Raw genomic sequence first — 14,308 nt, forward strand, 5'->3', positions numbered from 1 at the left:
TCACGGCCTGTCGGCGGGACTTTCTCGCGTCCTGCCCGGGGCTCTCGGGCTTGCACATTCCACGCGAAAACCGACGCAAGTATGGGATGCTGCCGCCACATGCGCTACTACCTCTACGTGTCCGGCTCCAAGCTGGACATGCTGTACGGGCAGATCCCGCCCAAGCTCCTCAAGCGGCTCGCCGTCGAGGCGAAGGTCGATCTGAAGGTGCTGAGCGTCGCCGTTCAGTCGCCGCGCGCCGACCAGAGTGCGTACGACCGGCTCGACCTCGTCGAGGCCTACCTCGAGCGGGAGTGCGACGTCAGTTGGATGACGGAGCCGAGACCCTGGTTCCGGGGCGATCTGGGGCTTCGGATCGGGGGGTACGGCACGCCCGACCGGCCGACGTTCATGACGGGACGCGAGGGTGACACCGTCATCGCGCTCATCGGGTCGGCGCACCACCTGATCGGGCAGCGGACGGCTGTCGACACGATCCAGGCGGCCTCCTCCAGCCTGCCGTCCCTGTTCCGGCTCCTGAACGAGGCTCCGGAGGGGCGGGCCACGGCGAACAGACAGTCCCCGCTCCACCAAGTCCTCGACTTCTCCGCGTCGTTGACCGAGCCGCCCGTCTACTGCGAGTTCCTCGCCCGGCGGCTGCTGCACGGCACCGTCACCGGGGAGGACGGGCGTGAACTGCAGATCCTCGTCGGGACCCCGCTGTACGTGGCGATGGCGGACGAGGACCAGGAACAGGGGGCCTGAGTGGAACAAGGTGCGGCACGCGCCGACCTGGGCCGGATGCGGCTTGCCCGGGATGTCGAGGGCCTGTGCCGGGTCCTGCGGTCCGGCGAATTCCCGATGGCACGGCAGGCTGCGGGGCTCCTCGGGGACATCGGTGGCCCGACGGCCGTCGACGCGCTCCTGGACTGCCTGGAGCGGCCCGGCGACTACCCCCGCTACCTCCATCTGCGGGCCCTCACCTCCCTGGGGAGGCTGCGTGAGCGTCGCGCGGTCCCCCTGCTGCGGCGGCTGCTGCACGACGGGCGGCTGGAGAATCACGGCCAGGAGGAGAGGGTGTTCCGGGCCCTGACCGACATCGGTGGGCCCGAGGTCGCCCGTGAGCTGGTCGACCGGCTTGCCGAGCCGTGCCCTTCGCAGCTGGTGGTGGAGGCGGTGGCCGCGCTCCGCCTGCCGGAGGCCGTGCCCGGCATGCTGGCCGCGCTGTGGGTTCTGCTGCCCCGTGACGGGGTGCAGGCAGTACGGGCGCTCGGTGCGATGCGCGATCTGCGTACGGGGCCGGCGCTGCTGTTCCTCGCGGACTCGGCAGGCACCCCTCCCGACCTGCGCAGGGCGGCCGTGGAGGCACTCGTCGAACTCCCCGGGGATTCCTGGCCCCCACCGGCCGGCGCGATCCCGGAGATCATGTTGCGGCGGGCGCTGCGCGATCCGGATGCCGCGACCGCGCTGCCCGCGGCCGAGCTGCTCTCCAGGACCGGGAGAGGCAGGGACGAACTGCGGGGTCATCTCAGGGACGTCAGGCCGGGGCGCCGGGCCGCCTACCGGGCTCCGAGCTGTTCCGGCGTCACGGTCTGCACCCTCATCCAGAACCGGCCCGAACTCTTCGGCGAGGCACACGACTACCGGGACGTCCCGGCTCTGATCCACCTCCTCGACGAGGCGAATCCGGCCCTGCGCAGAGCTGCGGCCTCCGCACTCGGCGCCGTCGGCGGTGCTGCCGCGGTCCACGCGCTCCTCGCCGCGCTCGGCGACGAACGGATCGGGGAGGCAGCCGCGCGGGCGCTTTCCCGCCTGCCGGAACCACCCGTACGGGAGCTGCTCTCGCTGCTGTCCGGCGAGGGCGCCTCGACCCAACGCCCGGCCGCCGCAACGGCGTTGGGGCTTCTGGGCATCGCGGAAGCCACGCCCGCGCTCCTTGCGGCACTGGATGATGACGGGGCCACGGGCCTGCGTACCGCCGCCGTCGACGCGCTCGCCGCCCTGCGCCACCGGCCGGCGGCAGAACGCCTGGCGGACCTGGCCGGGGACGAGAAACAACCCGGCACGCTCCGGGCCCGTGCCCTGCACGCGCTGGGGCTGCTCGGAGTGCGGGAGACACTGCCGGTGGTGCTGGCCGCTGTACGGGACCCATCGGAGCCGGTGCGGCTCCAGGCGGCGCAGGCGCTGGGCGGGTTCCCCGTGCCCGAGGCGGCCGAGGCCCTCGGGGCGGTCGCGGAGGGGGACGCGAACCTCGATGTCGCACGGGCCGCCGTCGAAGCCCTGGGCCGGGTCGGCGCCCCTGCCGGACCTGTCCTCGCCTCGCTGGCGCAGCGGCTCCGGGGCGATGTCGCCGATGAGCTGGGCGCCGCGCTCACGCGCCTCCCCGGGGACGAAGCGGTTGCGGGGCTCTGCCGGTTGGCCGGGGCGCCCCTGTCGGAGAACGTCCACGTGGCGGTGGTCGAGGCGCTGGGAGCGCGGCGCGCTCCGGAAAGTGCCGGGCCCCTGGCGGCGCTGCTGGCCGGCGAACTCCAGTACCACGGCCGAAGCGCCGCCGCCGCATTGCGGGCCCTCGCCGAGCTGGGCACCGAGGAGGCCGACGCGCATGTGCTGGCCTACTGCCGCAGGGCCGGCCACGACGGCGACGCACAGCGCGCGGCCCTCACCGTCATGGCGGACCGGGACCACCGGGAGGTACGCGGGCGGCGGCTCTCAGCGGACGGTCTTGAGTAACGACGGTCGGTGCGCATACGATCCACGGCGACATCGCGTGTCGGTCACCGGCTGGGTGAGGCATGGAGGTGTCGGGAGATGCCTTCTGGAGGCATTCCTTGTCAGTAGAACTGAATCACACGATCATCCACGCCCGGGACAACCGGGAGTCCGCCGAGTTCTTCGCGGACCTGCTGGGCCTTGAGATCACCTCGGAGTGGGGCCCGTTCATCGCGGTGGAGCTGAGCAACTCCGTCACCCTGGACTTCGCGACCGTCCCCGCGGACAAGATCACCCCGCAGCACTACGCCTTCCTGGTCTCCGAAGAGGAGTTCGGCGCCGCGTACGAGAAGATCAGCGCACGCGGCGTCGAGCACTGGGCCGACCCCCATCAGAAGCTGCCGGGTGAGATCAACACCAATGACGGCGGCCGTGGCGTGTACTTCCTGGATCCCTCACGGCACGCCATGGAGCTCATCACGGTGCCTTACGGCGGCTTCCCCGCGTAGTCGCCGCGTCGCCCGTTCATGACGGGCAGCTCTTCTCCTTGTCCCCCCGGTACGTCCGGTACAGCGGCAGCTTCTCCTTGTCGTCGGAGCGGGCCACCGGGGGGAACTCGATGATCGGTACGGGCTTGCAGACGGCCCACTGGTCGTTCTCGCCCGGGCCGGTGAACCCGTAGGTCCCGCCTGCCCCGACGAGACAGCCGGTGCAGGTGTCGCCGCTGAGGGTCGACATGGTGAGCGTGCTGTACACGTCCTTGGTGGAGGGCAGCTGATGCGCGGGCGTCTTCTTGTCCTCCTCGCTGATCTCGGTGTACGTCCGGTCGACGGCGGACACGAGGAGCGCGAAGCCGTCGTGGTACATGGCCGCGTACCCGTCCGCCAAGGCCTTGTGCCCCAGCTTGTGTTCGTTGTCGATCGTGTTGAATCGCGCCTGGAACGGGGAGAAACCCGAGGGCGCGCCGCCGGGGTCGTCCGGCCAGGCGGGATCGTAGGCCGAGGCGTCGACGATCGTGGCGTTCGCCCGGCGCAGACTGCGTTCGATCTCGGCGGAGGTGAGCGTCGGTTCGAGGCCGATGCCGATCTTGAGGATCCGCAGCTTGCCGCTGCGGGTACAACCCCCCTCATTGGCCAGGCGGTTGATGAAGCGTGGCAGGTCCTGGTCGCGCCCCGCGAAGAAAACGGTGTCCGTCTTGTCGCGGCAGATCCTCGCCACGGCGTCGGCGAAGCGCTGCGGGACTCCCTGGTCCTTGCCGGACGAACCGATGTAGTGGGAGTTGTGGTTCTTCAGGTCGTAGGTCTTGCCGAAGTTCCGCTCGAAGACCTTGCGCAGGTCCTTGGAGTACACGTCGCCCTCGCGGCTGTCCCAGAGCAGGAGGCCCTTCTTCTTCTGCGGATAGCGGTCGACGTAGTGGGACAGGGCCTGGACGAACTGCTTGTTGTTGGGCGACGTCTTGAAGAAGTACTTGAAGTTCATGGAGGCGGCGGTGATGACCGGGCCGACCGTGGGGATACCGCGTGCGGTGAGCGCGGCGACCGCCCTGCGGGTCTCCGTCGTGCTGCTCGGGATGCCGGTGACGCCGACCAGCGGGGCCTCGGTGTCCCGCGTCATCTCGGCGAGACGGTCGACGACGGGCTCCCATTCGCTGAGGTGTCTGCCGTCGGGGGCGAAGAGCAGCTGGTAGTGCGGCCCGCTCGCGCTGTTCGCCTGCAGCTGTGCCGCGTGGGCACCCGCGAGGGCGCGCCGGATCATGTCGCCGGTCATCGCGCTGGAGGCGTCCGACGTGAAGGGCATCATCAGGGCGATGCGTACGTAGGGAATGCGGGCGCTGCCGTCCGGCGGGTTCTCCCAGTCCTGCTCGACGCGGGCGTTCTCGTCGGCCACGGCCTCGATGAGGCTCTCGGCCTCCTCGTCGGCGTCGAAGGCCTGGTCGGTGACCCCTATGCACTCCCCGGCGATCTCTTCGAGGCCGTCCCCGCACGGACCGGGGCGCGAACCGCTCCAGGTGACCAAACCGGCGACGAGGGCGGCGACCACCACCGCGGCCACGAGCCATTCGAGGGGGCCCCACTCCTTGGGCGGGTGGTTGAACATCATGACCCCTCACTGGCGGGCACGGGCAGGGTCTGCCGTTTGCGGGCGGCCACCGGCCAGTCGCGGGCGGCTCGGCCGAGGGCCGCGTACCAGGTGGGGTGACGGCGGCAGAGGAACCCGAGTTCGTCGCCCACCGCCTGGCACAGGGTTTCGGCGTCCGGGTCGATCGCCGCGTCGGCGTACGGCTCGGACAGGTACCACAGGGCGTGCAGCAGCCGGTTGATGCTGCGGCCCGCCTCGTCGAGGTGGGTGTAGCGGGCCGCGTGCTCCCCGAGGGCGATCTCCACCCGGTGGTCGCTCCAACCACCGGGCTCATCAAGGGAGTTCGTGTCCTGCTCGGTACGTTTGGCCGGCGGTGTCGGGGCGGTGGCGCAGTGCCGCAGGCATTCCAACCAGTGCTGGACGCTCTGCTCCGCCTCCTCCGCGCCGAACTCGTCCGCCAGCATGTCCACCACCTGCGCCGCGTTCCCGGTGGCCAGGCTGTGCCGCAACGCGTCCGCTTCCCCGGAGTCCTCGGTGTCGGAGCGCTGCACGTGGTGCGCGTGCAGGAAGCGGTGTATCTCGTACCAGCTGTGCGGATCGTCGGAGGGAGGCGAGGTGCGGCGCGCCTCGTGGACGAGGAGCGACTGCAGGAGACGGCTCTCGACCAGCGGCGCGTCGACGGGGACGGACTGCTGCCACTGCCGCTCCACCAGATACTGCGCGGCCGCGTTGGCAGGCAGTTGTTCGGGCCCGTCGAGACGCAGGTCCTCGGCGAGCGCCTCCGCGGTCGCGTTGTCCCGCGCCAGGCACAGCACGAGGAGCCGGTCACGCTGGCGCCGGTCGGGCAGCAGATCCTCCAGGAGCACCTGGGTGACGGGGCGCCCCTGCGGGGTGGGCAGGTCGAGCAGATCCCTGGGGGCCACCACGCGGTTCTGCCGGGCCGCGTGCACCACGGCGTCGCACAGCACGGTGCTGGCCGCCGGGTGCCCGCCGGTCAGTGAGTGCAGCGCCGACGCCAGGTGCGGGTGGAGCAGCCGCACGGACGCCCGGTCCAGCATCGACAGGACGTCGTCCCTGCTCAGCGGGGTGAGCGGCACGACGAGCAGTCCGGCGGACGGATCGTGTCCGTTGCGGCGCCAGATGGCGGCGGCCTGTTTGCGCCGTGCGCCGCCCGCGGCGGGCAGCAGGTCGGCCAGTGCGCGGCACACCGCCTGCGGCGCCTCCTCCTGCGGTACGTCCCCGAGGCGGGTGGCGACGACGGTGATCCGGTCGCGGTGGGGGCGCTGCGCGGCGGCGCGGTGTTCGAGGAGCAGGTTCAGGAAGCGCTGCCCGGCGGGGGCGTGTGCCTCGTCGATGAGGATCAAGGGCCAGGGTTCGCGGTTCAGGTGCCGCACCATGCCGTAGGCGTCGGCCACCTCCTTGAGGAAGGCGGCCATGAGGGTGTTCTCGACGGCGTGCCGGTAGTCGCCGCCCCGGTGGAAGCGCCGGCCGAGCTCGAGCAGGGCATCGGGCGTCCCGGTGACGCCGTCCGGTGCGGTGTGCCGCCGCCCGTACCAGTTGCGGGCCGGGCCCAGTCCCTGCAGGGACTGGAGTTCACGCAGGATCGCCGCGGTGACCGGCAGCGAACCGTCGTCGTCCTGCACCGCCACGCCGTCGTCGTCCTCCACCGCATCGCCGTCGCCGGCCGCGCTCTTCGCCTCGGCGGCGGAGGCGCCGACCCGCTCCGACCACTGCCGCGCCACATCCCGCTCACCCCCGGTGATGAGGCCGCAGGCGATCAGGAGCCGGGCGTGCCGGGCGCACACGGCGTCCCGCCCGTCCGCGTCGTCCAGGGACCAGCCGGAGACCGCGAACAAGCCGGGCAGCAGGACGGGGAAGAGGCCGATCCCGGGCGCGAGCGCACACACGATCCGCTCGAGCACCTGCACGAAGTCGGCGGCAGGCGCGGCAGGCACGTCACCGTCCTGCGCGGGGACGACGGGCACGGCCGCGGGTGCCCCCGGCACCACGACCCGCACATGGGCCAGCGGCAGGCGCTTGTGGTAATGCCGCGCGAGACCGTCAAGGACGGCACTGCGGCCGAGACCGTGCTGCCCGGTGAGCAGCACGACGGGCACGTCCTCCCCGAACTCCCGTTTCCTGCGCGCCCGTTCGTCGTACGCCAGACCCGTGAGTGACGGGATGAGTGAGCCCACCAGTGGATCGCGACCGTACAGCAGTGGCGTTTGCGGCTTGCCCATCCGACGACTTCCTGCTTCCCCCTGGGAGCCTTCGGCCACCACCGGGGCGAGGCGCACCGCTCCCCCGGAAACCAGCCGCTGACTGTTGCTCCAACTCCCCTCGGAACAGTGGAACTTACCCCCCTTCGGTTCAGGGTTGCGGGTAAATCTCCAGATCGACCCGGTCCGGCAGATTCACCGCCGCCCGTACCTCACCCGGGTACGCGAGCCTGACCCGCCGCAGCCCGGAAAGTCCTGCCAGGTGCGAGAGATCGATGTCGGAGCCCTGGGTGAGATGTATTTCGACAAGTCCCGGCAGCCTCCGGGCGATGCGCCGCAGCGACACGGGCGCACCCGGTTTGGCGTACACGTAGAGATGCGTGACCTGCGAGACCTGCGCCTTGGGATCGAAGAGCAGCGTGCTCAGCTGCTCCGGGGAGAGGGTCAGCGTGCGCAGCTCGGGCAGGCGGCCGAGCAGGGCGCCCCACCCGTCCGGCAGCAGGCGCTCGCCCGCCTCGTGCAGGCGCAGTTCCTCGAGCGCCTGGAAGTTCCCGATCTCCGTCAGCTCGACCGTGCCCATCGGCAGCGCGAGGACGCGCAGGTCATTGAGGCGGGACAGATCGTCGAGCCCGCGCCAGGGCACCTGCAGCCCCAGGTGCAGGGCGCTGAGGCGCGGGCATTCCGCGAGCTTGGCCAGTGGTTCGAACTGCGGAAGGTCCTCGAGGACGAGGGTCTGCAGCTGGGGCAGCCGGGTGAGCGGCGCGGGCTCCCTGAGGTTGCGGCAGCCCCGCAGGGTGAGGCTCTCCAGCGCGGGGAAGTCCGCGAGCAGGCCGAGGTCCTCCAGCTGGAGCGCGCCCCGCAGCCGCAGCTCGCGAAGGCGCCGCGGATCCAGCGCCGCGCGGACGGCCGCGGGGGTGAAGTCGCCGTGGATGCCTACGCGTTCGCAGCCGGGCAGCGTCGCGAGGGCGTCGAGTTCTGCGTCCGAGCGCACGGTGACGGGCTGCGAGGGGTCCGCGGTGAGGAGCGGCTTGATGATCTCCTCGGCATACACGCGCGTCTCGAACCGGTCCCAGTGGCCCAGGAGTTGGGCCCGTACCACGGGCTGGTGAGTGTCGAGGAACTCCCTCAGACGCGGGATGGCGGCGTCCCCGCCGATCTGGCAGATCGCGTGGACGGTCGCGAGCTCCTCGTCGCCGTCCAGGTCCCGCGCCCTGGGCAGCAGGCCCAGCAGCAGCGGCCCCGTGCGCGCGAGGACCCTGGCCTGGCGCAGGCTGCGCGGCGGGACCATGCGCGCCGCCTCGGACTCGATGGTCCGCCGCACCTCGGGGTCGAGACGAGTGGCCTGTTCGAGCGACGCGAGGGCGAGCAGCCGCAGCCTGGCCTGGACCGTGGAATCCTTCTCGCGGTGGGAGCGGTCGCTGAGCCGTATGAGCAGATCGGCGCGTCCCTTGTGATCGCTCTGCGCGACGGCCATCTGCACCACGTCCTCCCACTCGTCGGCATGGGCGTTCTTCACCAGGATGCCGAAGTCCCGCTCTTCGAGCACCGCTTTGGCGCCGAGATAATCCTGAAAGGTGCGGTGGATGAAGTCGACGGCTCCCGAGGCGGGTTCACGGAGGACACCGGTGCGCTCGATGAGGTACTGCAGGGCCTCCTCGGGTGCTCCCATCTTCTGGAGGCTCGGCACCTGGGGCTGGAGCCTGCGGACCAGGTCCACGGCGTCCGGGCGCTCGATCTGGGTGCGTTCGTTGCGGATCAGCCAGTACGCGAAGCGCTTGAGGGGTTCGGAGGCCTCCTCCTCGCTGAGCGTGGTTTCCGTCTCGCTGAGCGTGGCTTTCGTCTCGCCGATCTTGGGCCGCACGCCGCGCTCCTTGTCGCGCCGTTCGAGCAGCATGGACAGGGCGGCCTTGTAGAGGGCGGCCCGCCCCTCGGGCAGGAAGCCGTGGCGCTCCTCGTGCAGGGCGCACATCAGGCTGCACATGAGCGGGTTGGTGGCGAGCCTGCTCAGTTCCGGCCGGGTGCGCAAGGACTGGATCAGTTCGTCGTCCTTCCCTTCGCGCGCCGCTGTCGCCGTGTGCCACCGCTGGATGAAGCGTCGCAAGTCGTCGGGGCGCAGCGCGTTCAGGGTGAACTCGTGGAAGCCCTCGCGTTCCAGCCAGCCGGGGGCGAGTGCGGAGGGCCGGGTGGTGGCGAGCCACAGGTTGCCGGAGAAGGCGGACAGGAGCCGGCGCAGCCACTCCCGGGTGCGCGCGCGGTCGGCCTTGGGGATCTCGTCGAGGCCGTCGATGAGCAGGAGCCCGCGGCCGTTCTGCAGCACGCGCGCCGTCCAGCCGTCGGGTTCGGTGCCCACGTGCGGGCAGCCCGTCCGGCGCAGGAAGTCTTCGGGCAGGGGCAGTTCGGTGCCTTCGCGGACCAGGGTGCGCAGCGGGAGGACGAACGGTACGCGGCCCAGGAGCTGGGGCAGATGCCCCGGCACGGTGTCCTGCCGCGCGGTGGTCAGGGCCAACCACTGGACGAGCGTCGTCTTGCCCGTGCCGGCGACCCCCTGGAGGAGTACGCGCCGGTGTCCGACGAGGACGGACTCGACGCTCTCCTCGAGCACCGCCGCCCTTCCCTCGGTGTCCAGGTCGGGTTCGTCGTCCGCGGCGGCCGTCGCGACCGCCCGCAGGCTCAGGTAGGCGGTTTCCAGGGGCCACACCTTGCGGTCGGTATTGCGCAGATCGACTCCGTAGAGGGTGAGGCTGCCGTGCTCCTTGATGACGTAGTCGGAGTATTTCTCCTCGAAGCGCGCGTCCGCCGTCGTCCAGTCGTCGCCCGAGACGCGGCGCAGAATGACCTCCAACTGCTCGCTCTGCCGCCGCAGTTCGTGGAACTCCTCGAGCTGGGCGCGGGCCGCGAAGCCGGGGCGCTGGGTGAAGAACCGCACGAGATGGATGCAGGCCGTGCGCAGCAGCTCGTCGTGGAAGAGCGCCGCGTCGCGGGTGAGCAGCCTGCGTGTCTCGGTGCCGGCCTTGCGGGACAGTTCGGCGGCAAGACCTTCGGGCCCGAGCACGAAGACCTGCACGTCGTCCATGTCGAGCTCGCCGAGGGCGAAGAGCGTACGGGTCAGGGCCTGGCCGACGGCGTCGTGCTCGTCGTCCGCGATCGGCCGCTCGTGCGGCCCCGCCGACCGCACCGCGCGGCGCACCAGCTCCTGGGCGAGCCGGTGCATGTCGTCCTTGCTGAGCGAGGGGTGGTCCCCGGCGAAGGCCAGCAACCCCTTGATGCGTATGGGCTGTTCGGTGTACTCGGCTCCCGGCGCCTTGGGCGGCGGCAGCAGCAGCCGCTTCAGCAACGGCACCGCGACCGAGGACGCGACCTTGATTCCCACTGCTCCTGCGTCCACGCAAACCCCCGTCACCGCCGAGCGTTCCCCCGCACACAAAGCGTAGGGCCCGCACCCCCCTCCTGGGGGGCGCGGGCCCAACTGGCCTCCGGCAATGCCTACTTGCGGATGAGCGAACGCAGCACGTACTGCATGATGCCGCCGTTGCGGTAGTAGTCCGCCTCACCGGGGGTGTCGATGCGGACGACCGCGTCGAACTCCACGCCCGTGTCGGTGGTGACCTTGACGGTGCGCGGCGTGCGGCCCTCGTTCAGCTCGGTCACGCCGGTGAAGGAGAAGGACTCCTCGCCGGTGAGGCCGAGGGTCTCGGCGGTCTGGCCCTCCGGGAACTGGAGCGGCAGGACGCCCATGCCGATGAGGTTCGAGCGGTGGATGCGCTCGTACGACTCGGCGATGACGGCCTTCACGCCGAGGAGCGCGGTGCCCTTGGCGGCCCAGTCACGGGACGAACCGGAGCCGTACTCCTTGCCCGCGAGGATCGCGAGCGGGGTGCCGGCCGCCTGGTAGTTCTGCGAGGCGTCGTAGATGAAGGAGACGGGGCCGTCCTCCTTCGTGAAGTCGCGGGTGAAGCCGCCCTCGGTGCCCGGCGCGATCTGGTTGCGCAGGCGGATGTTGGCGAACGTGCCGCGGATCATGACCTCGTGGTTGCCTCGGCGCGAGCCGTAGGAGTTGAAGTCGCGACGCTCGACGCCGTGCTCCGTGAGGTACTTGCCGGCCGGGGTGTCGGCCTTGATCGCACCGGCCGGGGAGATGTGGTCGGTGGTGACCGAGTCGCCCAGCTTGGCCAGGACGCGGGCGCCCGTGATGTCGGCCACCGGGGTGGTCTCCATCGTCATGCCCTCGAAGTAAGGGGGCTTACGGACGTAGGTCGACTGCGGGTCCCACTCGAAGGTGTTGCCGGTCGGGATCGACAGGGCCTGCCACTGGGCGTCGCCCGCGAAGACGTCCTGGTAGGACTTGTTGAACATGTCCTCGCCGATGGAGTTGGCGACGACGTCGTTCACCTCGGCCTCGGAGGGCCAGATGTCCTTCAGGTAGACGGGGTTGCCGTCCTGGTCGGCGCCGAGGGCGTCCTTGGTGATGTCCACCTTCATCGAGCCCGCGATGGCGTACGCGACGACCAGCGGCGGGGACGCCAGGTAGTTCATCTTGACGTCGGGGTTGATGCGGCCCTCGAAGTTCCGGTTGCCGGAGAGGACGGACGTCACGGCCAGGTCGGCGTCGTTGACCGCCTTGGAGACCTCCTCGGGCAGCGGGCCCGAGTTGCCGATGCAGGTGGTGCAGCCGTAGCCGACGAGGTTGAAGCCGACCTTGTCGAGGTAGGGGGTGAGCCCCGCCTTGTCGAAGTAGTCGGTGACGACCTTGGAGCCCGGGGCGAGGGTGGTCTTGACCCACGGCTTGCGGGTCAGGCCCTTCTCGACGGCCTTCTTCGCGACGAGCGCGGCGGCGACCATCACGTACGGGTTCGAGGTGTTGGTGCAGGAGGTGATCGCGGCGACGGTGACGGCGCCGTGGTCGATCTCGTACGTCGAGCCGTCGGGGGCGGTGACCGTGGTCGGCTTCGACGGGACGCCGTTGGAGAAGGCCGGGGCGTCGGACGCCGGGAAGGACTCCTTGCCGGCCTCCTCGTCGTCCGCGACGTAGTTGCGCACGTCCTGGGCGAACTGCTGCGAGGCGTTGGCGAGGACGATGCGGTCCTGCGGGCGCTTCGGACCCGCGATCGACGGGACGACCGTGGAGAGGTCGAGCTCCAGCTTCTCGGAGAAGTCGGGCTCGGCGGCCGGGTCGAGCCAGAGGCCCTGCTCCTTCGCGTACGCCTCGACGAGCGCGACCTGCTGCTCGTCGCGGCCGGTCAGGCGCAGGTACTTCAGCGTCTCGTCGTCGATCGGGAAGATCGCGGCGGTGGAGCCGAACTCCGGCGACATGTTGCCGATGGTGGCGCGGTTGGCGAGCGAGGTGGCGGCGACGCCCTCGCCGTAGAACTCGACGAACTTGCCGACGACGCCGTGCTTGCGCAGCATCTCGGTGATCGTGAGGACGAGGTCGGTGGCGGTGGTGCCCGCGGGCAGCTCACCGGTCAGCTTGAAGCCGACGACGCGCGGGATGAGCATGGAGACCGGCTGGCCGAGCATCGCGGCCTCGGCCTCGATGCCGCCGACGCCCCAGCCGAGCACACCGAGGCCGTTGACCATCGTGGTGTGCGAGTCGGTGCCGACGAGGGTGTCGGGGTAGGCCTGGCCGTTACGGACCATGACCGTACGGGCCAGCTTCTCGATGTTGACCTGGTGGACGATGCCGGTGCCCGGGGGGACGACCTTGAAGTCGTCGAAGGCGGTCTGGCCCCAGCGCAGGAACTGGTAGCGCTCCTTGTTGCGGCCGTACTCCAGCTCGACGTTCTGGCCGAAGGCCTCCGCCGTGCCGAACTTGTCGGCGATCACGGAGTGGTCGATGACCAGCTCGGCCGGGGAGAGCGGGTTGACCTTGTCCGCGTCACCGCCGAGCTCCTTGACGGCCTCACGCATGGTGGCGAGGTCGACGACGCAGGGCACGCCGGTGAAGTCCTGCATGATCACGCGGGCCGGCGTGAACTGGATCTCCTGCGAGGGCTGGGCCTGGGAGTCCCAGCCGCCGATCGCACGGATGTGGTCGGCGGTGATGTTCGCGCCGTCCTCGGTGCGGAGCAGGTTCTCCAGAAGCACCTTCAGGCTGTAAGGGAGGCGCGCGGAGCCCTCGACCTTGTCCAGCTTGAAGATCTCGTACGACTCGTCGCCCACGCGCAGCGTGCTGCGGGCGTCGAAGCTGTTCGCCGACACGACAGTCTCCTTCATATGTGTGCGCGTTGAATCACATCCTGCCGCCACGACTCCTCGTCGATCCGCTAAGGTAAGGCTTAGTTAGGTAACCCTTACCGGGGGGCGGCTTCTGGTGCGCCTCGGCAGATATCTCGATGTCGAGATAACTCTAGTACATCACCCGCGCGTACGACGAGGCGCGCCCGCCTGCCCGCTCGCCGAAGGGAGCACGGAGAACTCCAGCGCACGCAGCCGAACCGGATCCGCGACCACCTCGTACGCGGCGATCCGCTCGTCCGCGACCCTGATCAGCAGGGCGAGGACCAGTCGTCCGTACGGGGCCACGACCAGGCCCACCGAGCCGTCGACGAGCGCGGGCTCCGCGAAGCGGGCGTTGCGCCGCAGCAGCACGGACTCCTCCGCCACGGCCCGTGCGCCGCGGAGCACCGCGGTGAGGTCGGCGGTGCGCACCACGTCGGGGGCCAGGACGGTGAGCAGTTCTTCCAGGTCGCCGCTGCGCGCCGCCCCGAGGAAGGCCTCGACGACACGCCGGTCCCCCGCGAGTGAGGGAGCGGCAAGGACGTCGGGCGGGGCCTGCACCTTGTGGCGCGCGCGGCTCGCGAGCTTCTTGGCCGCGACCGGGGTGCGCTCCACGATCGGGGCGATCTGCGTGAACGGCACGGCGAACAGGTCGTGCAGCACGAAGGCGACCCGTTCGGCGGGCCCCAGTGTGTCGAGGACCACGAGCAGCGCGCGGCCCACCGAGTCGGCGAGGAGCACTTCCTCTTCCGGGTCCCCGCCGTCGCCGGTCTCCGGGACCCGGTCGGGCAGATGCTCGCCCGCCGGTTGCTCGTGGCGTGCGGCGGCCGACCTGAGCATGTCCAGGCAGAGGCGCGAGACGACCGTACGGAGCCAGCCGGTGAGGTTCTCGATCTCGGCGGCGTCGGCGTCGGCCTCGGTACGGCTGAGACGCAGCCAGGCCTCCTGCACGACGTCGTCCGCGTCGCTGAGCGAGCCGAGCATGCGGTAGGCGAGCCCGCGCAGATGGCCGCGGTGCGCCTCGAAGCGGTCCGCGAGGATCTCCTGCCGGTCCATCGGTCACCTTTCCCCGTCGTACGCCGTCACCTTCGTGTCCCCGGCGCCAG

The 14,308-nt window shown here is 70.7% G+C and carries 8 protein-coding genes; 3 read left to right on the top strand and 5 right to left on the bottom strand.

Features of this window, described 5'->3' with window-relative positions; translation table 11 throughout:
- Positions 1 to 99 precede the first annotated feature (99 nt).
- From ACWGIH_RS13200 to ACWGIH_RS13210, 3 genes are all read left to right on the top strand, one after another.
- Entirely contained in the window at positions 100 to 744 is a 645-nt protein-coding gene (locus tag ACWGIH_RS13200) for a DUF7019 family protein (RefSeq protein WP_453443245.1), read from the top strand.
- On the top strand, positions 745 to 2,709 hold the full coding sequence (locus ACWGIH_RS13205; RefSeq protein ID WP_453443247.1) for a HEAT repeat domain-containing protein: 1,965 nt from the start codon (positions 745 to 747) through the stop codon (positions 2,707 to 2,709).
- Positions 2,710 to 2,807: 98 nt separating this feature from the next.
- Positions 2,808 to 3,197: a VOC family protein gene (locus ACWGIH_RS13210; RefSeq protein WP_453443248.1), complete on the top strand. Its 390-nt coding sequence runs from the start codon at positions 2,808 to 2,810 to the stop codon at positions 3,195 to 3,197.
- Positions 3,198 to 3,213: 16 nt separating this feature from the next.
- Here ACWGIH_RS13210 and ACWGIH_RS13215 read toward each other — a convergent pair whose 3' ends face one another.
- The 5 genes from ACWGIH_RS13215 to ACWGIH_RS13235 form a co-directional block, all read right to left on the bottom strand.
- Positions 3,214 to 4,788 carry an ABC transporter substrate-binding protein gene (locus ACWGIH_RS13215; protein ID WP_453443249.1) on the bottom strand — a complete coding sequence of 525 codons (1,575 nt, stop codon included), beginning with the start codon at positions 4,786 to 4,788 and terminating at the stop codon, positions 3,214 to 3,216.
- Positions 4,785 to 7,007, bottom strand: coding sequence for an ATP-binding protein (locus ACWGIH_RS13220; RefSeq protein ID WP_453443251.1), 2,223 nt, complete (start codon positions 7,005 to 7,007; stop codon positions 4,785 to 4,787). Before ACWGIH_RS13220 ends, ACWGIH_RS13215 begins: the two co-directional genes overlap by 4 nt.
- A gap of 130 nt (positions 7,008 to 7,137) precedes the next feature.
- Positions 7,138 to 10,371: an NACHT domain-containing protein gene (locus tag ACWGIH_RS13225; RefSeq protein WP_453443253.1), complete on the bottom strand. Its 3,234-nt coding sequence runs from the start codon at positions 10,369 to 10,371 to the stop codon at positions 7,138 to 7,140.
- Between the two features lie 98 nt (positions 10,372 to 10,469).
- A complete protein-coding gene (acnA, locus tag ACWGIH_RS13230; protein ID WP_453443254.1) occupies positions 10,470 to 13,184 on the bottom strand; it encodes an aconitate hydratase AcnA in 2,715 nt (904 codons plus the stop codon).
- A gap of 156 nt (positions 13,185 to 13,340) precedes the next feature.
- Positions 13,341 to 14,258, bottom strand: a complete 918-nt coding sequence (locus tag ACWGIH_RS13235) for a sigma-70 family RNA polymerase sigma factor (RefSeq protein ID WP_453443256.1) — start codon at positions 14,256 to 14,258, stop codon at positions 13,341 to 13,343.
- Between the last annotated feature and the right edge of the window lie 50 nt (positions 14,259 to 14,308).

It is taken from the genome of Streptomyces sp. NPDC054872 (assembly GCF_053610705.1).

Bases quoted from the DNA above. Each gene is read 5' to 3' on its own strand.
- ACWGIH_RS13200 (WP_453443245.1), top strand. From the start codon at position 100: ATGCGCTACTACCTCTACGTGTCCGGCTCCAAGCTGGACATGCTGTAC.
- ACWGIH_RS13215 (WP_453443249.1), bottom strand. From the start codon at position 4,788: ATGATGTTCAACCACCCGCCCAAGGAGTGGGGCCCCCTCGAATGGCTC.
- ACWGIH_RS13220 (WP_453443251.1), bottom strand. From the start codon at position 7,007: ATGGGCAAGCCGCAAACGCCACTGCTGTACGGTCGCGATCCACTGGTG.
- ACWGIH_RS13235 (WP_453443256.1), bottom strand. From the start codon at position 14,258: ATGGACCGGCAGGAGATCCTCGCGGACCGCTTCGAGGCGCACCGCGGC.